Source organism: Vibrio kanaloae (assembly GCF_024347535.1).
Taxonomy (GTDB): domain Bacteria; phylum Pseudomonadota; class Gammaproteobacteria; order Enterobacterales; family Vibrionaceae; genus Vibrio; species Vibrio kanaloae.
The window spans coordinates 103,725-122,648 of record NZ_AP025497.1 but is presented as its reverse complement, the minus strand read 5'-3'; the positions used below and the strand labels follow the sequence as shown (position 1 = coordinate 122,648).

Here is an 18,924-nt window from a genome sequence, read left to right as displayed (position 1 = left end):
ATCTCCACACTGTGATTTGGAGACATACAACATACCAAATGTTATTTTTTTGAGAACACTGCGTGATCCCACCGACTCTCTGATGTCCTTTTCATGTACCCAAGAACAGAATCAGTTAAAATCTCACTAAAGCAATGTTAATTAAATATAACAAGGAAGATATCTATGCCGCACTCCAACCACTTTGATGTAATCGTAATTGGTAGTGGCCCCGGAGGAGAAGGGGCAGCGATGGGATTAACCAAAGCAGGGTTGAATGTTGCGATCATTGAGAAAGAGAGCAGCGTTGGTGGTGGTTGCACCCATTGGGGAACCATTCCTTCCAAAGCACTGCGTCATGCTGTAAGTCGTATTATTGAATTCAACAGCAACCCGCTGTTTTGTCAAAATAACAAAAGCATCCACTCTACCTTCTCCAGTATTCTGGGCCATGCTAAATCAGTCATCGATAAACAGACTCGACTGCGCCAGGGCTTTTATGATCGCAACCAATGTACATTAGTGTTTGGTTCTGCACGTTTTATCGATACCAACACTATCTCTGTCATGCAAAGCGATGGGACAGAAGAACATTACAGTGCTGACAAGTTTGTAATCGCAACGGGTTCGCGACCTTATCAGCCAGATAATGTTGATTTCTTGCATGAACGTATCTATGACAGCGACTCGATTCTTTCTCTTAAGCACGACCCGCAACACATCATTATTTATGGCGCTGGTGTTATTGGCTGTGAATACGCCTCAATCTTCCGCGGTTTAGGTGTAAAAACCGATCTCATCAATACTCGTGACCGCCTACTCTCATTCCTAGACAATGAAACGTCTGATGCGCTTTCTTACCACTTCTGGAACAGCGGTGTTGTGATTCGTAACGATGAAACCTTTGAGAAAATTGAAGGTACGGACGATGGCGTTATCATTCACCTAGAGTCTGGCAAGAAAATGCGTGCGGATTGCCTACTGTATGCCAACGGTCGAACAGGTAATACCGATAAACTGAACCTTAGTGCGGTTGGCTTAGAAGCCGATTCTCGTGGACAAGTATCCATAAACACCAATTACCAAACCAGCGTTGACCATGTTTACGCGGTAGGTGATGTGATTGGTTACCCCAGCTTAGCGAGTGCTGCTTACGACCAAGGTCGATTTGTCGCACAAGCGATCGTCAAAGGTGAAGCAGAACACCACCTGATTGAAGACATCCCAACAGGGATCTACACCATCCCTGAGATCAGCTCTGTTGGTAAAACCGAGCAAGAACTTACCGCAGCTAAAGTACCATATGAAGTAGGACGTTCTTCATTCAAACACCTAGCTCGTGCTCAAATTGCGGGTAAAGACATTGGTAGCTTGAAGATTCTGTTCCATCGCGAAACCAAAGAGATTTTAGGTATCCACGTGTTTGGTGAGCGTGCCGCTGAAATCATCCATATCGGACAAGCGATTATGGAACAGAAAGGTGAAGCCAATACCATCGAGTACTTTGTGAATACGACCTTTAACTATCCAACGATGGCGGAAGCTTATCGTGTTGCAGCACTCAACGGGCTTAACCGTTTATTCTAGACAAAGAACCAATAGGAGTATTTGACCACCCATAGGCCAAATACAAAAACAGCAAGCAGCGCGCTTGCTGTTTTTATTTAAGATATTGAACATTAAAGCATTAATAGTAATTAGATCATGATGTTCTAAATACCCTTTTTCCTGTACAGCCTCTATTTGTTGCTCCCTGAACTGAGCTATCTAAGTAAGCTAAGCGAGAAACTCACCCTTTTTCCACTGAGAAACAAACAACACACCAAGACCAATTCCGCGCATTGCCATAAAGCTCAGCATCGCTAGCCACAGTGCATGGTTTTCTAAGCCTGATGCTAAGTAGAAAATCGCGAAGAAACTGCAGGTCGCAACAAACATACTATTGCGCATATCCTTACCTTTAGTGGCCCCAACAAAAATCCCATCCAGTAAAAAGCACCACATAGACACCAATGGCATTGCTATTAACCACGGTAAATACACCTCGGCTTGGCTCTTCACGTCTGGGATTGTAGTAATCATATTGATTAAGCTCGAGCCAGCGATTGCGAAGGCTATGGTCAGTACCAAACAAATATTGAAGCTCCATAAAAAGGTACCAATCAATGACTGGTTTAACTCATCTTTATCTTTCGCGCCAATCGCTTTACCCACCATGGCTTCCATTGCATAGGCAAAGCCATCCATCCCATAAGAGATGATCATCAAGAAACTCATCAACACGGCATTGGCCGCAACAACATCATCGCCAAAGCTTGCGCCTTGGAAAGTCATGAAAGTAAACGTGGCTTGCAGACACAGAGAACGCAGGAAAATATCTCGATTCAGTTTTACGAAGCGACTTAAACCTTGGCTGGTTTTCTTAAGCAGATCCCATGGCGATGGTAACTGTTTCTTCGCCCAGATTCGGTAAACACAAATCAAGCCAAATGTTAGACCGGCATAATCAGCCATTACAGATGCCAATGCAGCACCTTCCACTTGCCACCCTAAACCGATAACAAAAACAATATCCAAAACGATATTGGTGATATTGGTGATGATCACCATCCATATGGGCGCTTTGGCATTTTGAGTCCCGAGCAGCCAACCTAGAATCACAAAGTTAGTCAGCGCGGCAGGCGCACTCCAGGCGCGGATTGAAAAATATTGCTGACCATAGTGCTTAACTTGATCACTGGCGCTACTCAATGAGAAAACTAAATCGGCGACTAGACTGTGTAAAAGCAAAAAGACACCAGCAAACCCCAAGGCCATGGTTACACCTTGCACGAACACCAAACCAAGCTGTTTGCCATCATTTGCACCATAAGATTGCGCGGCGAGCCCTGTTGTCGACATGCGCAGAAATCCGAGCAACCAGAAGGTCACGCTGATCATAGTGCCACCTAATGCCACACCACCTAGGTACCAAGAATGCTCTAAGTGACCGATAACCGCCGCATCGACTAAGCCCAGCAGTGGAACAGTAATATTAGAGAGAACCATCGGGATCGCGAGCAACAACACTTTTTTGTGCATCGCCTGATTGGATAGCGTTTGAAAAATAGTTTGGGGATTAAATAGCTTCACGATCACCTCTTAGATTAGAGGCGATAGTTTAACCTAGTGGGTGGGCTTTCACTATGTTGTGGAATTTTACTTATACCGGCTATGTGCTCAGTTACTCGAAATACAGAACCGCTAGGGTTACCATTTCACGAGCACTAACTGTGGCGTTAAACGCTTTTTGACCTGAGAGATTTTACAAAGAAGCCGCTGCCACAATTTCCAACGATTGCATTGTTGGTCTAGGGGAGAAAACGCTTTTACCCATTGTGCCCATGGCAGCCAATTAAGAACGCTGTCTATTGGTGAAGACAACCCATGAGCATACTTTCCTGAACCAAGCTTTTGTCCCAACGTACTTGAGCTTTTATCTCCAGCTAACACTAAACACGCATGTGCATGAGTAAAGTAGCGGCTCAAAGACTGAATGAAGTTCGCCGCCTGCTGTTCATTGCAATCGAGCAGAGCATGTTCACACACCACCATCACCGAGGCTTGTTCTGGAATATTAAGTTCATCCAACCAAGTTAGGTCATCGACAGAACCACACTCCAAGCGATATCGTTCATTTTTGTGGAACAAGCGTTGCCGCCAAACTAGGTTTTCCGTGACATCCAATTCTACCCAATGACAGCGGCCATTATCTAAACGGTAGAAACGCGTATCAAGCCCCGCTCCCACGTTAATAATCCAAGCATCTGGATTGTGAGATAAGAACTGTTGAACTTGAGAGTCGCAAAGTTGAGTCAGCGTCGCATAAAGGAGTTGTTGTTGGTCGAGTTCACCGGTAAGACATTCTGGTGCCAATTGGCAACGCTTACAGGCTTGCGCTCCGATAGGATCATAAACCAAACCATCATCGGCAAGACTTTCGCGGCTGCGAAACCAAAGATGTTGAACGAGATTCGTCGGAACTTGAAATTCTTGATGTGCAAACCCTTGATCAGAATAAGCCTTTTGATCAAAGGAGCGCGGCTTACGAATAAGCGGCTTAATTTGAGGTTTGGCTGGATTTGGCATCATCATCTTCCTTGTATCTCGACAAAGAAGATGATAATGAATATCAATTACAATAACAAGTTATTGAGAATAAATATCAATAAGATATTTGCATTGATTACATCCAGTCGGTGTTGCGAATGATACCAACCGCAAGCCCTTCAATAGATAAGTGTTGAGATTCTAGATCGACATGGATTGGAGAAAACTCTTCATTTTCAGCATGTAACAGAACCGTTGCACCTTTACGTTCTAAGCGTTTTACCGTTACATCATCATCGACACGAGCCACGACAACCTGACCATCGCGTACATCTTGTGTTTTATGAACAGCTAATAAATCACCATCCATAATACCGATGTCTTTCATACTTTCGCCATTTACACGAAGTAAGAAGTCAGCTTGTGGTTTAAACATGCCAGGGTCAACTTGGTAATGCATTTCTACATGCTCTTGAGCCAAAATAGGCTCACCAGCGGCAACCTGACCGATGAGTGGTAAACCTTGTTCTTCGTTTGCTGCATCTTCAAGCAAAATACGAATACCGCGAGACGCACCCGGGATAATCTCAATCGCTTCTTTACGAGCAAGAGCTTTCAAATGTTCTTCTGCTGCATTAGCAGAACGGAAGCCTAATTCACGTGCAATTTCTGCACGCGTCGGTGGCATTCCGGAATCTTCGATCTTACTTTTGATAAGGTTAAAGACTTGTTGCTGGCGGGGCGTTAACGGCTTCATGATTCACCTGTCTTTTTATACAGTTGACTGTGAGTATATCCAGTAACTGAACAAAAGCAAAGCAATTGGTTGTTTTTAGTTCATTTTTAGCGAATTACAAAAACAATACCTCTAGCCAGACGTAACCCGCTAACATTAAACAGATAAAAACCGCTGCCGAACCGACATCTTTTGCCATTCCAGATAACTCATGATGTTCACTGCCAATCCGATCAACGACCGCTTCAATCGCAGTATTTATTAGCTCGACAACCATCACCAATACGATGGCAGAGATCATCAAGATTCGCTCAACCTGGCTTACGTCTAGGTAAAACGCCAGTGGGATGAGTACAGCTGCCAGCAACACTTCTTGTCGAAATGCAGCTTCGTTTTTAAACGAACTCGTGATGCCCTGCCATGAAAAGCCTGCAGCTTTGATGATACGTTTGAATCCTGTACTTGATTTCTTTGTCATTTTTAACTCTATACTCAATCAGTCGATGAATGATTTTCCACAAACTTAACGTCAATATGACTATTTCCATTAAAAGGTTAGACCAGTTTCTGGTATTCTTGCATCGATTAAATTTACGCCTAGGCTTCCCCCTATTTCACTCATAGGATTTATCCTTTCATCATAGAAATAGCGATACGCTTAAGCACATTGAAATAACTATTGAGGCAGTGAACCTATATGTCTTCTGGACAATCTTTTTCACGTTCATTAATGAAGCTACCTTTATCCTTATTGGTAAAAGGCACATCAATCCCTTCAAACCCAGTTGAGGATTTGAACATTGATTTAGGCAAACCGATTGTATACGCCTTACCGTTTCGCTCAAGTGTAGACATGCTTACATTGCAAAAACATGCACTTGAACTGGGACTACCTGATCCGTTGAGCAAGCTTGAAATCAACGGTAAATCACTGCAACGCTACGTTTTTATCTCTTCTCGCAAAACTTTACTGCAAGACGATGATTATGTACCAAGCTCTTCAATTGAAGTTTTCTCGGAGCTGCTTTCACTGCATGCCGACGACTCTGAGCTTGATGTTCAAGTTATCCCTGCCACTGTGCTGTGGGGACGTAAACCCGGTAAAGAGAATAACCAGAAGCCTTACCTACAAGCAATGAATGGCTTAGAGAAGTCAAAAGCTGTATTACTGGCAGGCCGTGACTGCCTAGTTCGATTTAGCCCTGTGGTTTCTTTACGTTACATGGCTAACTCTCACGGTACCGACAGCACCATCGCGCATAAATTAGCGCGCGTGGCGCGTATTCACTTCTCTCGCCAAAAGTTAGCAGCATCAGGACCGAACCTACCCAGCCGCCAAGCTCTTTTTAACCGCCTACTGAAGTCAGAAGCGATCAAGAAGGCAATTGAAGATGAAGCAAAATCAAAGAACATCTCGGTCGAGAAAGCGAGCAAAGAAGCTCAAGACATCATGGATGAGATTGCCGCTAATTTCTCTTACTCACTGATTAAGCGTGGAGAGAAAGTGCTTGGTTGGTTATGGAATAAGTTGTACCAAGGCCTACACATCAATAACGCTTCAACCGTTCGTAAGCTGGCTCAAGATGGCCACGAAATCGTTTATGTACCTTGTCACCGTAGCCATATGGACTACCTACTGTTGTCTTATGTTTTATATCATGAAGGCATGGTGCCTCCACACATCGCAGCGGGCATCAACTTGAACTTCTTCCCTGCTGGCCCTATTTTCCGCCATGGTGGTGCGTTCTTTATTCGTCGTAGCTTCAAAGGCAACAAGCTGTACTCAACTATTTTCCGTGAATACCTAGCAGAGCTATTTGCAAAAGGTTACTCGGTAGAATACTTCAGTGAAGGTGGCCGTTCTCGTACGGGGCGTCTATTGCAAGCGAAAACCGGCATGTTAGCAATGACAATCCAAGCCATGTTGCGTGGTATGAACCGCCCAGTTACTTTGGTTCCTGTGTACATCGGCTACGAACACGTTATGGAAGTAGCGACTTACGCCAAAGAGCTTCGTGGTAAGCGCAAAGAGAAAGAAAACGCGAGCCTAGTGATTCGTACTCTGCGTAAACTGCGCAACTTTGGTAAAGGTTATGTCAACTTCGGTGAGCCGATCCAACTGAACCAATATCTAAACGAACACGCACCTGAGTGGACCAAAGATATAGACCCAATGGGGGCTGGTAAACCACAATGGATGAACCCTGTGGTTAATGGTTTGGCAACTAAGATGATGACGCATATTAATGATGCAGCAGCGACCAACGCTCTAACTCTTTGTGCAACCGCTCTACTCGCTTCACGACAACGTGCATTATCTCGTGACTCTTTGGTTTCTCAGATCAACTGTTACCTGTCTTTACTGAAAAATGTACCTTATTCTAATACATTCACGGTACCAAAAGAGAGCGCTGAAGATCTGGTCAAACACGCTGAATCACTAAACAAGTTCCTGATCGAATCAGATTCAATGGGCGATATAGTTTCACTCGATCGTCACCAATCCATTCTGATGACGTACTACCGTAACAACATCATTCACTTGTTCGCTCTACCGTCGTTAATTGCTCAAATGACGATTCGTCAACGTGGTCTATCGATTGAAGCTATTCAACAGAATGTTGCGGCACTCTACCCGTTCTTGAAGAAAGAGTTGTTCCTAAGCTACGACGAAGACAAGCTTGAAGGTGTAGTTTCAAACATCATTGAAGAGCTAGTCAGCCAAGGTATGCTTGTTGTGTCAAACAACGAAGTCACCATCAACCAATCAAACAGCCAAGCACTGATGCTATTAGGTCGTACGATTACAGAAACGCTGCAGCGCTACTCTATTGCTCTAAACCTATTGGCAGAAAATCCTGAACTGGATAAATCTGATCTGGAAACAAAGAGCCAAGACATTGCACAGCGCCTTGGTCGCTTACATGGTATCAACGCTCCAGAGTTCTTCGACAAAGGTGTATTCGCATCGATGTTCGCGACACTGAAACAGCAGCAATACCTAGACAACGATGGTAACTGTGATTTAGAAAAGACTCAGCAATTCGCTAAGCTTCTTTACTCTATGCTTTACCCAGAAGTGCGTATTACGATTCAAGAGAGCATCCACCAAGTAGAGTAATCTTTCAGCTAATATTCGCTTTAATCACTAGACTGAAACGATCAAAAAAGGCACCAAATAGGTGCCTTTTCATTTTGAGTCAAGCAACTCAAAAAGCTAAGTTCTACCAGAAGGTAATGAACAAACCGACAGTTACTGCCATCCCAACATAGTTGTTGTTGAGGAAGGCTTGGAAGCATAGGTCTCGGTCGCGATGACGCATCAAGTGCTGTTGGTACACAAACAAGCCCCCTACCGCTAACAAAGCCCAGTAAAAGATATCACCCAAATGGTAATGCATGCCCACTGCAATCAACATCGTCAGTGTTACTAACTGCAAAAAGCCAACGATAAGCTTATCGAATCGGCCAAACAAAATAGCTGTCGACTTAATGCCAATCTTAAGGTCATCATCGCGGTCGACCATGGCATATTGTGTGTCGTAGGCAATAGTCCAAAATGCATTCATTATAAAAATAAACCAAACAACACTTGGTAGATCATTGGTTTGTGCCGCCCAAGCCATTGGTATTGCCCAGCTGAAAGCCAGCCCAAGGAACAATTGTGGAAGATGGGTAAAGCGCTTCATGAACGGATAAATGAAAGCTAAGCCAACTCCGATAAAAGACAATTTGATGGTAAGAGGGTTCATAGTTAGCACCAACAGGAATGAGACCACAGCCAGTGCTAAAAAAAGTAATATGGCTTCTCTACTGGAAACCAAACCTGAAGGCAATGGACGCTGCTTGGTTCGTTTTACATGGCCATCTACTTTGCGATCAGCAAAATCATTAATCACACAACCAGCTGAGCGCATCAGCACCACACCTAATACGAAAACAATCAAAACATCAAGGTCAGGCATGCCTTGCGCGGCGATAATCAACGACCACAAGGTCGGCCAAAGAAGTAACAAAGTACCAATTGGGCGATTCATTCGTGTTAATTGCCAGTACGCCTTCGCTTTGGTAGCAAGCATTTACACACTCTCCTTAGAGTAAATGGGGGATGTTGGCAAAAACAGTTCAGCGACGAGCATAGGCTTGTGATTCATCCATAAACGAGAACGACGAGCGAGCAATCGCTCTTCGCCTACAATAACCCAACCAACTTGCAACGCATCTCGCTTTACGTTTTCGGCATTAAACACGGTGAGACCGAGCGGGACGTTCCCTTGTTGAGATAAGTCTGAGTGTTTATCTTCTAACGTCACTCTGGGAATTAAGGTTCGACCTAGTACCCACGGCGCGTCATCACCTTTTAAAATCACTTTACGTAGTAAGCAATCAAACGATGATAAAAGCTGTTCCTCATCGGGTTGCAGCATTGATCGCTCTACAACTTGATTATGAAGCAACTCAACCGATAAGTGCTGGCAGCTCCTTCCTAATTTGCGAGAAAGAGATCCTTGCTCCATAAGCCACTCTTTGGCGGTTTTATTAGGAAAATCAAATATTTCTGTGTTTTGCCAATCTACATTCATTAACGAATTAAGATACAGCGATATTGGCTGATTCATACTAGTATTCAATAGGTGACTTTACACGTACAATAAAGCTTCAATTTTCGAACAAACTCAAAGCGCTGTTGAATTGTAAATGTATTTAGATTTAGACCGCTCATTGTAACAAGACAAACGCGTTTCGAATATCGCGAATAAACTAAAGAAAAGTCACAAATATGCACAAACGTTATGTAGCCCAAGTATTTCTTGCGATTAGCCTGCTCTTTTCAGCATCAAGTTTTGCTGAAGAGGAGTCTCTATCTAAACTCGCTTACTTCACGCTAGAACCAGACCTGACAACCAACTTTTATACTAAAGGTAAAAAACTGGGCTATATCCAAGTACGCCTCGACATCATGGTGGCCGATAGTCATGACTTAGCGACCATTGAACATCATCAGCCGTTAATCCGTGATGCTGTTATTGAGTTACTCGGCAAGCAGAATGAAGAAACCATAAAATCGCTATCAGGTAGGGAAGATTTAAGAAAAACCTTGGTTGAACATCTTAACAAGATTTTACTTCCTGAGACGGGGAAAACCCTCATTGCTGACTTACTGTTTACCAAATATCTTTATCAGTAATGATGTAAAAACGAATCCCAATAAAAAAGCGGCTCACCTGGCCGCTTTTTTGTATCTATCAGTTGTCGGTAACTAATCACTCGCTCCTTGCTGAACTAGGCGCTTTCATGGAATCAACTAAACCGATAATCACACCTGCGACTAAACCTGCTAAGTGAGCAGTATTTGCGATCGCCATGAACGGCTGCATGTACCCAAGCACCAACCACACCAACATAAAGCCGACGATCTGTCTTGGGATACCCAAACCAAATTGTGGAGCCTTCGCACCAACAACCCAAAGATAACCAACCAAAGCATATACCACACCAGACAGGCCACCGAAGTTCGCACCTTCAACCCAATATTGCCCAGCACCAGAAAGCGCAGAAGAGACAGCAAAGATCTGAAGTAACTTGAAGCCGCCTAGCTTTTTCTCTATGTCTCCTCCTAACTGCCACCACCACAAAATATTAAATGCGATGTGCATAACAGAGAAGTGCAAAACAGCATGACTCAACCAACGCCACAACTGCCATTGTTGGCCATCAAGCGCTGGGAAATGTAAGGCATTGAAAATCGTCTGACCGAAGCCTATCTGCTGCAGAGCAAAAATAACCACACATAGCAACATGATACCGAGTGTCACTGGGCCAGCTTTGGCTTTTATCATGCCCATGAAGCTAGGGGTATGATAATGAAAGCTACTCTTTCTGGTTTCCACCATATCCCAAGATGCCGCTTGGTAGCGCTTATGGTTTGGCTCTGATAGGAAACGATTGAGCTCTGACTCTGTTTCAACCTGATGCTGGCTATCTGTCAGCCAAAGAGAAAAACGCCCCTCACCTTCAGGAAACATTTGAATAGGGATCTGGCGAGAAGCCATGTAATCAATAAATGCTTGAGCAAGACGCGGGTTGTCTAACACCATCAATCTAATCATTGTTATTTCCTATTCATGCTTTAGAGACGCTTAAAGTGGTTAAAGTACTAAAGGCTATAACCCAGCGATCACTGGAAGTTCAGCACGATGCCAAGCTTCAAAGCCACCATCAACACTATATACCTCTTCAAAGCCTTGGTTCACTAAATATTGTGCGGCACCTTGGCTACTAATACCGTGGTAACACATCACCAAAATAGGCTGTTCGAACTCGACTTCATCCATAAAGGACACCATCGTATCGTTCGTAAGATGGTAAGCGGTTTTTGAGTGAGCAACCGCAAATGACTGCGGGTCACGTATATCGACAAGTCGAGCTTCGCCTTGTTCAATGAGGGCTTGAGCGCCTTTAACGTCGATATGTTTAAACTGGTCCATGACTCTCTCTTTTATGCTGATTTACTTTGCTGCCATTGTAACCTATCCCAAGGCCAACAATCACATCCACTTAATAAGGTTATCCACCAACGATCACTTTTACACCGTTTGTGGATAAACCTGTGGATTGCGTGAATAAAGTGTTTTAAAAAAAATAGATCCACAACATGTAGTAATGATCCTGATCTAACTGTGGGTTAGTTGAAACATATCCCCACCACTAAAACCCCTTCAAAGCCTTACTACACCCTGCTTTTAGACAGTTGACGAATAAATTTTTCACAGAGTTATCCACAAAATCATTTTGCAAATTTCGATCGCAAAATTTGAGAAATCGATCCGAAACAAAAAAGGCCGAGATCTCTCGATCCCGGCCTTTTCAAAATTTAGTTTGCTAGCTCTACTATTAGCTAGATACTATTAGAAATCGCCAACGGCTTGTTTCAACTTCTTCATAGCATTTTTTTCTAACTGGCGAACACGCTCTGCAGAGATACTGTAGGTATCCGCTAAATCTTGCAGTGTTGCTTTGTTATCATCTAACCAACGTGAGCGCACAATATGCTGGCTACGCTCATCTAAGCTTGCCAATGCTAGCCCTAAACGATTGTTGGTGTGTGATTCCCAGTTAGCCGCTTCAACCGTTTCAGCAACGTCTGACGCTTTATCTTCTAGGTAGTAAACAGGGGCAGTGTAAGCAGAGCCACCGTCGTCGTCGTCCATTGGCGCTTCAAACGTAGCATCTTGGGCCGCTAATCGAGATTCCATTTCTCGAACCTCTGAAGGCTCAACTCCCAATTCACGAGCAACGGTCTCAACTTCACCGTTATTGAACCAACCTAAGCGCTTTTTAGACTTACGAAGGTTAAAGAACAATTTACGCTGTGCTTTAGTGGTTGCGATTTTAACGATACGCCAATTACGCAACACGTATTCATGAATCTCAGCTTTGATCCAGTGAACAGCAAAAGAGACCAGTCGAACACCAACTTCTGGGTTGAAGCGCTTAACAGCCTTCATCAAGCCGATGTTACCTTCTTGAACGAGATCGGCCATTGGCAGCCCGTAGCCTGAGTAGCCTCTTGCAACGTGTACCACGAATCGTAAGTGGGAAAGGATTAAACCTTTCGCAGCATCGATCTCACCTTTGTAATGTAATCGCTCTGCAAGTCCACGTTCCTCTTCAGGCGTCAGCATTGGGTAGCTGTTCGCTGATCGGATATAGCTATCTAAACTATCTTGTGTGACTAAAGCCATTTGATACGCTTGGTTTGCCATTCGGTTCCTCATCAATCTCTGATCTGGAGTAATACATCTATTAAAACCCAACAATCTTGAACCTAAAATGAACAGGTTTCAAGGCGGGGAAAGTAATTATGCATAATCAATTCTTCTATACAAGGCAAAGTCTGGTTAAGAAGTGCCTATTTTTCGTCTAATTATGACTCTATTTTCCTAAACTGGTTCAATTTCTTTTAGGTGACGCTGCGCAGAGAGCTTCGCAGCCACACTACCAAGCAAGGTTCCAACGATCAAAAGCAATAAAGACTCATCCCAACTCAGGCCTATTAACCTAAAGTGGCTATCATAAAGCTGCGCTAAATCGTCAACGGCACTGTTCAGCAATACAGTAATCAATGCCGTCATGACCCAAGCGCTAATCGCACCTAATACACCAAACCACATGCCAGCGTACAGGTATGGTCGAAGAATGTAGCTATCGGTAGCACCAATCAGCTTCATGGTTTGAATCTCTTCTTTATGTGCCAACACATTAAATCGCAATGTATTACCAATAATCAGAAATACTGCGCCTAACATCAAGACTGTTAAGGTAATAACAATGACAGCCGCTAAGGCTTTAATAGCATCTAATCTAGCTAGCCAATCTTCGTCTAAACGGACATCGGTCACTAACTCTTGTTCTTTAACGGTACTTGCCAACCCCTTAATTAAGGTATCGCTGTGCACATTTGGTGTAATCACCAACACGCCTGGCAATGAATAGTCGTCTAGGATAGTCAGAGCATCTTCAAAACCAGAGTATTGGCTAAGATCTTCAAGTCCTTGCTGTGGAGAAATGTATTCCACCAGCTCAACTTGATCCCAATTTTCTATTTCATCTTTAAGTACCATCACCCTAGGCTCAGGGATACCATCCTCCACATAAGCACTAATTTGTGACGGGCTTGTGACGTCTTGAGCTACTTCACTAACGTTTTTTCCTAACAAATATAAGCAAGCAGGCATTGTCAGCGCCATTGAGATCACCGCTAACGTAAGCAAATTACCCAGCGGACGTTGCCACATTTGTGAAAACGATGACTTGGCTTGCTTCCAGTGAACAACAAAAAATCCGTCACTTGAAGTACGGGTTTTAGCTCGGTTGGATTGAGGTTTCTTGATACGCTTATTCGCGGCCATAATCTTCAACCTCGCTCAAAAAACCTTGGTTTAACTCCAGATGACGGTATTGAGGGCGAGTATTCACTAACCCGATATCGTGCGTTGCTAGGATAATAGAGACACCCGCGCGGTTGAACTCTTCAAACAATCTCAACACACGATTCGATAACTCAGGATCTAGATTACCTGTTGGCTCATCCGCTAACAGTAGAGTAGGACGATTAACCACGGCGCGAGCAATACCCACGCGTTGTTGCTCACCACCAGAAAGCTGGCTTGGCAAACAACGGGCCTTGTCTAGTAGACCGGTTTTATCTAGTGCAGCACTGACTCGGCGTTTTACTTCATTTTCAGAAATAGACTCAATACGCATCGGCAGGGCGACGTTATCGAAAATCGAACGATCCATCAGTAGGCGGTGGTCTTGAAAGACAATTCCTATATTACGACGTAAAAATGGAATGTCTTTGGCTGGGATACGAGTGATATCGTGATCGTTAAACCACACGCGCCCATCGGTTGGACGCTCTATCGCACATATCAACTTCAGCAAGGTACTTTTACCAGCTCCAGAGTGCCCACCCAAAAAAGCCATCTCTCCACGTTTAAGATGAAAGTCCACTTTTTGGAGCGCTTGTCGTCCGCCTCGGTAGGCTTTACTCACTTGCTGAAATTTGATCACCGAAAATTCCTCTTACGATCACTCATATCAAATTTAAAACGGTAGCCGGTTAAGAATAAACCACCAGCCACACGCGTTATTCTTCACGACTAAATAGTGCTTCAATGAAGTCTTTCGACTCAAATGGACGTAAGTCGTCGATACCTTCACCGACACCAATATAACGAATTGGAATCTGGAACTGGTCTGCAATTGAGAAAATCACACCACCTTTCGCCGTACCATCTAGCTTAGTGAGCGTAATCCCCGTTACCGGTGCGACTTCACTGAATAGTTTTGCTTGGCTGATAGCATTCTGACCAGTCCCTGCATCAAGTGTTAGCATGATTTCGTGCGGTGCAGAGTCATCAATCTTCTTCATTACACGAACAATCTTGCGTAGCTCTTCCATCAAGTTGCTCTTGTTCTGCAAACGACCTGCTGTATCAGCAATCACAACATCGACACCACGCGCTTTCGCGGCTTCAATCGCATCGTAGATAACAGACGCGCTGTCCGCACCTGTGTGCTGAGCGATAACCGGCACATCGTTACGCTGCCCCCAAACCTGAAGCTGTTCAACGGCTGCTGCACGGAATGTATCACCCGCCGCTAACATCACTTTCTTGCCTTCACTCTGGAACTGTTTCGCCAGCTTACCGATGGTGGTTGTCTTACCCACACCATTCACACCGACCATTAAAATAACGTAAGGCGTTTTAGTCGTATCAACAACCAATGGCTGTTCCACTTGGCTTAAGATATCTGCCATCTCTTCTTTGAGCAGACCATAAAGCGCCTCACCGTCTTTTAGGTCATTGCGAGATGCTTTTTCTGTCAGATTTTCAATGATCTTAACGGTGGTATTCATCCCCACATCAGCGATCAGAAGTTGCTCTTCTAGCTCTTCAAATAGCTCTTCATCGATTTGCTTGCCTTTGAACAAGCCAAAGAAGCCAGCACCAATGTTTGCTTTAGTACGACTAAGGCTGCGCTTAAGGCGAGCAAAGAAGCTTTCTGTTGGCTTCTCTTGCACTTCTTCAACCTTAACTTGAAGAGCTACTTCTTCCTGTTCTGCTTCTGCTTCTGCTTCTGCTTCTGCGCGGACAGGTTGCTGCTCTTCTTGAGTCTCTTCAAGCGCTTGCTCTGATTCAACTGGCTTAGGTTCCACTGGCTTAGCGACTTCAGTTTCAGGCGCGACCTGTTCAGCCTCGACAGGTGATTCAACTTCAGTTTGCTCTTCAACGTTTTCTACGTTCGCTTCATTCTGCGTTTTTGGGCTTTGTTCTTCTTCACCAAAACCAAGCCACGATAATAATCCGCGCTTCTTTTTTTCCGTCATCCGAGGAGTTCCCTAGATCTACTAATTAACTGTATTGACTTAATGCACGTCGACTCTTTGCTATTGTTATACAATACAATCTTGTACAAACGAATAGTAAAGAAAAATGACAAAGCAGTGATAAGTTTGCTTTTAGCTTGATACACTTTGTCATTGCAAATTTATTTAATACTCGAACCCACTTAAATTGGGCTCGGTATAGTATCACTTTATTAGCGGTCAAAAAATCTATGGTAAGACGTCGCCAGCAAAACACATCACAAAAAAAGCCATCCGGGGGCTTTGTTCGAATTATTAGTGGCTCATGGAGAGGAAGAAAACTGCCTGTTCATGATTTAGAAGGCTTACGCCCAACCATTGACCGAGTAAAAGAAACACTCTTTAACTGGGTTGCACAAGATATCCCACACTCGACGTGCTTGGATGTATTTGCCGGTTCTGGTGGCCTAGGTTTTGAAGCAGCGTCTCGCCAAGCAAAAATGGTGACACTGCTCGAAATGAATCAAAAGGCCGCCAAGCAGCTTTCTGATAATGCTAAAGAACTCAAAGCAGACAACATCAATGTCGTGAATACTGATGCTATCTCTTTCCTTAAGAAACCTGGAACTCCTTACGATATGGTTTTTCTCGATCCGCCATTTCGGAAAGGCTTATTAGCAGATACAGTACAACTGCTTGAGAGCAATGGCTGGCTTGCAGATGATGCCATCATTTACGTCGAAACAGAGAAAGAGCTGCAACTCGAAGCTATGCCAGAAAACTGGAAATTGCATCGCGATAAGACGACTGGCCAGTCTAGTTACCGACTGTTCAATCGAACGACTTAAGAATAGGAGTTATTGAATGAATATCTTGCTTCCACTAGCAAAAGCAGCCATCGCCTTTGTTTGGTTTGTCTTAATCGTCAATATTTTTCACCCGTTCCCGGGTAATGCGGCGATTGCGCTTTATATCATGACGGCATTCTTGTTCTTCATGCATGGCCTACAGATGCTGATCTTTATCGGTGCCTTCGGCGATAAAATTGAAATGTCGCGTTGGGAGAAATGGTCAATTCTGATTTTTGGAATCTTCGCCCTACTCGATATCCGTCGTAAACACATGATGTAATCGAGCTTAAGGATCAAATTTACAAAGCTTAGATACAGACAACATCCTTGCGAAACAGTAGAGACAAAAACGCCGCTCAGTTAAGCGGCGTTTTTTATTGAACGATAGTAGCAATACTAGCCCATGTAACTCTTCACACCATCCAAGAACATTTGAGTCGAGAGCATAACTAGCAGCAAGCCCATCAAGCGTTCGACAGCTTTAAGGCCTCTCTCACCCAGCACTCGCAAAAAGAAGCCATTAAACATAAGAATGAAGAAAGAGGCTCCCCATGCCAGTAGCACAGCAGCAGAAAGCTCTAACATGTTGTCAGGGTGCTGTGTAGAAAGCAGAATCAATGCCGCAATCACTGATGGCCCAGCAATCATAGGGATCGCCATCGGTACAATGAACGGCTCTTCACCGGCCGCTAGGCCAGTAATGCTGCCAGCACTTGGGAAAATCATCTTAATCGCGATAATAAACAGAATTATACCGCCAGATATACTTAAAGTTTCAGGCTGTACATGCAGGAAATTCATAATGCTTTGACCTGCAAACAAAAACAGCAACAAGATGACGAGTGCGAACATCAACTCACGAATAAGAACAATACGACGACGTTTTGGATCGAGATGCTTAAGGATAGAGAGTACGATTGGCAAGTTGCCAAGCGGATCCATAATGAGAAACAGCATGGTGGCTGCAGATAATATTTCCATAAGTTTATCTCGAAAAACGTAAGTGCGCGGAAGTATAGCAGCCTCAACATTGATTTTCGAACACAGTAGCAAACTCGGTAATTTATACAGCCAGAAGAGTATTTATAGAGATACGTTTACCCTAAATGGTAAGGGAAGCAACAATAAGAGCATGTGCGAGAAAGTAACAGCCTGTTACCCAAAAGTAGGCCCCCTTGATTGGGCTACGATAACAATTTAAAGCATACGCCAATGCGGAAATCAGCAATACGCTACAACCAACAAAACCAACCGCATGCGACAGTTGAGGATCCAGCAACCAGACCTCACCAGCAGCCCATGCCAGCTGAATAAGCACCATACCCATGATAACCACAGGAAAGACAAGTTTGTCTAAACGGGGTAATAATAAGAAGAAAGCGACGATACATGCCGCCAATAGCAGTGCGAACAACCACCAGACCATTTCTCCCGACAGCTGTAACCAAAATGCTTTGCTGTAACAGAGTTGAGCCACCAAAAAACAAACAAAATACAGAGTACGTTTTTGAGTGAGAGAGTGAAGGGCATCGGCAATCGCAGAGACAACCAACCCTGCCACCAACCAATAGGTAAAATCAGCGACGACAGACTGAGTTAAAGCAATGACCGCCAATAATACAAAGGTAAAGACCTTATACGATAAAGCCTGACCGATATGTCCATGTTTCGTTCCTGCTATTGCTCCAATACCAGACAAGGAAACCGCTAACCAACTCCACATACCATTTGCCCTATTGCTTTAAATCGTCGTCAGTCTAGGCACACGAGTGTTGATGTAAAGCCTCAGCCCTTCAAAATTGGATCTTGATTACGCTTCCACTAAAAAGAACATCTTTAGATTGAAGTCGTAACAATTATCACTACGATCATGATTACTGGTTTAACATTAAAGCGATTTATCGGAAAACCCGCCTAAAAGTACATTACAACCTTCAGCATTCGATTTTGGTCATTTCTAGCTTATCGAAATCATAGTAAACCAGCGATTTTCGCTAATATTCATACTTAAAAAATAAAAGAACCTCCATTAAAACCTAATAAATACATAATATTAGATTATAAAAAAACAAAATTAACTGACAAATGATAATTACAGACAGGAGTTAACTCTTAAAGTAAGTAACTTGTTTTTTTATCCCCATATTTGTCAGCCGCCTCCAAACTCTTTGTAAAAATCACCACCAAAACGAAACCAAAAATGAAAAAATAAAACAAAAATCAAACATAGGCACAACCAACCCTCATTAATACAGTTTAACAACCTTTAACAATATAAATCACAAAAACCAACCATTAAAAAACAGCAACTTAAAATAAAACAGAGCAAACATAAACCACAACGACCAAAATAAGAACACACCAAAAAACACAGTTAAACATAGAAAAACAAG

At 43.5% G+C, this 18,924-nt stretch carries 19 protein-coding genes; 5 read left to right on the top strand and 14 right to left on the bottom strand.

What is annotated here, in order from left to right; all coding sequences use genetic code 11:
- Positions 1–165: 165 nt before the first annotated feature.
- A complete protein-coding gene (gene sthA / locus OCV24_RS00565) occupies positions 166–1,566 on the top strand; it encodes a Si-specific NAD(P)(+) transhydrogenase (protein ID WP_017055508.1) in 1,401 nt (466 codons plus the stop codon).
- A gap of 189 nt (positions 1,567–1,755) precedes the next feature.
- On the opposite strand, the gene dinF is transcribed toward sthA, so the two are convergent.
- The 4 genes from dinF to OCV24_RS00545 form a co-directional block, all read right to left on the bottom strand.
- Positions 1,756–3,111, bottom strand: a complete 1,356-nt coding sequence (gene dinF, locus OCV24_RS00560) for an MATE family efflux transporter DinF (RefSeq protein ID WP_208806559.1) — start codon at positions 3,109–3,111, stop codon at positions 1,756–1,758.
- 117 nt (positions 3,112–3,228) lie between these two features.
- The gene (locus OCV24_RS00555; RefSeq protein WP_150879331.1) at positions 3,229–4,107 is read right to left on the bottom strand and encodes a class I SAM-dependent methyltransferase; all 879 of its coding nucleotides are present in this window, start codon (positions 4,105–4,107) and stop codon (positions 3,229–3,231) included.
- Positions 4,108–4,204: 97 nt separating this feature from the next.
- Positions 4,205–4,825, bottom strand: a complete 621-nt coding sequence (lexA, locus tag OCV24_RS00550) for a transcriptional repressor LexA (protein WP_029626861.1) — start codon at positions 4,823–4,825, stop codon at positions 4,205–4,207.
- A gap of 94 nt (positions 4,826–4,919) precedes the next feature.
- Positions 4,920–5,282, bottom strand: a complete 363-nt coding sequence (locus OCV24_RS00545) for a diacylglycerol kinase (protein ID WP_017055511.1) — start codon at positions 5,280–5,282, stop codon at positions 4,920–4,922.
- A gap of 219 nt (positions 5,283–5,501) precedes the next feature.
- Between OCV24_RS00545 and plsB the strand changes: the two genes are divergently transcribed.
- The gene (gene plsB, locus OCV24_RS00540) at positions 5,502–7,925 is read left to right on the top strand and encodes a glycerol-3-phosphate 1-O-acyltransferase PlsB (protein WP_137034136.1); all 2,424 of its coding nucleotides are present in this window, start codon (positions 5,502–5,504) and stop codon (positions 7,923–7,925) included.
- A gap of 103 nt (positions 7,926–8,028) precedes the next feature.
- On the opposite strand, the gene ubiA is transcribed toward plsB, so the two are convergent.
- Positions 8,029–8,883, bottom strand: a complete 855-nt coding sequence (gene ubiA, locus OCV24_RS00535; RefSeq protein ID WP_017055513.1) for a 4-hydroxybenzoate octaprenyltransferase — start codon at positions 8,881–8,883, stop codon at positions 8,029–8,031.
- A complete protein-coding gene (locus OCV24_RS00530) occupies positions 8,884–9,423 on the bottom strand; it encodes a chorismate lyase (protein ID WP_167514285.1) in 540 nt (179 codons plus the stop codon).
- Between the two features lie 161 nt (positions 9,424–9,584).
- Here OCV24_RS00530 and OCV24_RS00525 point away from each other — a divergent pair, with 161 nt between their 5' ends.
- Positions 9,585–9,992, top strand: a complete 408-nt coding sequence (locus OCV24_RS00525) for a flagellar basal body-associated protein FliL (RefSeq protein WP_137034137.1) — start codon at positions 9,585–9,587, stop codon at positions 9,990–9,992.
- 76 nt (positions 9,993–10,068) lie between these two features.
- Here OCV24_RS00525 and glpG read toward each other — a convergent pair whose 3' ends face one another.
- The 6 genes from glpG to ftsY form a co-directional block, all read right to left on the bottom strand.
- Positions 10,069–10,914, bottom strand: coding sequence for a rhomboid family intramembrane serine protease GlpG (gene glpG / locus OCV24_RS00520; RefSeq protein WP_017055516.1), 846 nt, complete (start codon positions 10,912–10,914; stop codon positions 10,069–10,071).
- 54 nt (positions 10,915–10,968) lie between these two features.
- Positions 10,969–11,292, bottom strand: coding sequence for a thiosulfate sulfurtransferase GlpE (gene glpE / locus OCV24_RS00515; RefSeq protein WP_046224926.1), 324 nt, complete (start codon positions 11,290–11,292; stop codon positions 10,969–10,971).
- 420 nt (positions 11,293–11,712) lie between these two features.
- Positions 11,713–12,570, bottom strand: a complete 858-nt coding sequence (rpoH, locus tag OCV24_RS00510; RefSeq protein WP_017055518.1) for an RNA polymerase sigma factor RpoH — start codon at positions 12,568–12,570, stop codon at positions 11,713–11,715.
- A 177-nt stretch (positions 12,571–12,747) separates the two neighbouring features.
- Positions 12,748–13,716 (bottom strand): permease-like cell division protein FtsX, encoded by a 969-nt coding sequence (gene ftsX, locus OCV24_RS00505; RefSeq protein WP_017055519.1) that lies wholly within the window; start codon positions 13,714–13,716, stop codon positions 12,748–12,750.
- On the bottom strand, positions 13,703–14,380 hold the full coding sequence (ftsE, locus tag OCV24_RS00500) for a cell division ATP-binding protein FtsE (RefSeq protein WP_017055520.1): 678 nt from the start codon (positions 14,378–14,380) through the stop codon (positions 13,703–13,705). Before ftsE ends, ftsX begins: the two co-directional genes overlap by 14 nt.
- A 76-nt stretch (positions 14,381–14,456) precedes the next feature.
- The gene (ftsY, locus tag OCV24_RS00495) at positions 14,457–15,701 is read right to left on the bottom strand and encodes a signal recognition particle-docking protein FtsY (RefSeq protein ID WP_077680998.1); all 1,245 of its coding nucleotides are present in this window, start codon (positions 15,699–15,701) and stop codon (positions 14,457–14,459) included.
- A 230-nt stretch (positions 15,702–15,931) separates the two neighbouring features.
- Between ftsY and rsmD the strand changes: the two genes are divergently transcribed.
- The gene (gene rsmD / locus OCV24_RS00490) at positions 15,932–16,528 is read left to right on the top strand and encodes a 16S rRNA (guanine(966)-N(2))-methyltransferase RsmD (protein WP_077680997.1); all 597 of its coding nucleotides are present in this window, start codon (positions 15,932–15,934) and stop codon (positions 16,526–16,528) included.
- A 16-nt stretch (positions 16,529–16,544) separates the two neighbouring features.
- Positions 16,545–16,811: a DUF1145 domain-containing protein gene (locus OCV24_RS00485; protein ID WP_017055523.1), complete on the top strand. Its 267-nt coding sequence runs from the start codon at positions 16,545–16,547 to the stop codon at positions 16,809–16,811.
- A gap of 116 nt (positions 16,812–16,927) precedes the next feature.
- Here OCV24_RS00485 and OCV24_RS00480 read toward each other — a convergent pair whose 3' ends face one another.
- Both OCV24_RS00480 and OCV24_RS00475 read right to left on the bottom strand, forming a co-directional pair.
- Positions 16,928–17,512 carry a YhgN family NAAT transporter gene (locus OCV24_RS00480; protein WP_029626862.1) on the bottom strand — a complete coding sequence of 195 codons (585 nt, stop codon included), beginning with the start codon at positions 17,510–17,512 and terminating at the stop codon, positions 16,928–16,930.
- A 121-nt stretch (positions 17,513–17,633) separates the two neighbouring features.
- Positions 17,634–18,254, bottom strand: a complete 621-nt coding sequence (locus OCV24_RS00475) for a lysoplasmalogenase (RefSeq protein WP_150879328.1) — start codon at positions 18,252–18,254, stop codon at positions 17,634–17,636.
- Between the last annotated feature and the right edge of the window lie 670 nt (positions 18,255–18,924).

Coding starts and splice junctions, on each gene's coding strand:
- rsmD (WP_077680997.1), top strand. CDS start 15,932: ATGGTAAGACGTCGCCAGCAAAACACATCACAAAAAAAGCCATCCGGG.
- OCV24_RS00480 (WP_029626862.1), bottom strand. CDS start 17,512: ATGGAAATATTATCTGCAGCCACCATGCTGTTTCTCATTATGGATCCG.
- OCV24_RS00530 (WP_167514285.1), bottom strand. CDS start 9,423: ATGAATCAGCCAATATCGCTGTATCTTAATTCGTTAATGAATGTAGAT.
- OCV24_RS00525 (WP_137034137.1), top strand. CDS start 9,585: ATGCACAAACGTTATGTAGCCCAAGTATTTCTTGCGATTAGCCTGCTC.
- rpoH (WP_017055518.1), bottom strand. CDS start 12,570: ATGGCAAACCAAGCGTATCAAATGGCTTTAGTCACACAAGATAGTTTA.
- plsB (WP_137034136.1), top strand. CDS start 5,502: ATGTCTTCTGGACAATCTTTTTCACGTTCATTAATGAAGCTACCTTTA.
- lexA (WP_029626861.1), bottom strand. CDS start 4,825: ATGAAGCCGTTAACGCCCCGCCAGCAACAAGTCTTTAACCTTATCAAA.
- OCV24_RS00555 (WP_150879331.1), bottom strand. CDS start 4,107: ATGCCAAATCCAGCCAAACCTCAAATTAAGCCGCTTATTCGTAAGCCG.
- ubiA (WP_017055513.1), bottom strand. CDS start 8,883: ATGCTTGCTACCAAAGCGAAGGCGTACTGGCAATTAACACGAATGAAT.
- glpG (WP_017055516.1), bottom strand. CDS start 10,914: ATGATTAGATTGATGGTGTTAGACAACCCGCGTCTTGCTCAAGCATTT.
- ftsY (WP_077680998.1), bottom strand. CDS start 15,701: ATGACGGAAAAAAAGAAGCGCGGATTATTATCGTGGCTTGGTTTTGGT.
- sthA (WP_017055508.1), top strand. CDS start 166: ATGCCGCACTCCAACCACTTTGATGTAATCGTAATTGGTAGTGGCCCC.
- ftsX (WP_017055519.1), bottom strand. CDS start 13,716: ATGGCCGCGAATAAGCGTATCAAGAAACCTCAATCCAACCGAGCTAAA.
- glpE (WP_046224926.1), bottom strand. CDS start 11,292: ATGGACCAGTTTAAACATATCGACGTTAAAGGCGCTCAAGCCCTCATT.
- OCV24_RS00475 (WP_150879328.1), bottom strand. CDS start 18,254: ATGTGGAGTTGGTTAGCGGTTTCCTTGTCTGGTATTGGAGCAATAGCA.
- OCV24_RS00485 (WP_017055523.1), top strand. CDS start 16,545: ATGAATATCTTGCTTCCACTAGCAAAAGCAGCCATCGCCTTTGTTTGG.
- OCV24_RS00545 (WP_017055511.1), bottom strand. CDS start 5,282: ATGACAAAGAAATCAAGTACAGGATTCAAACGTATCATCAAAGCTGCA.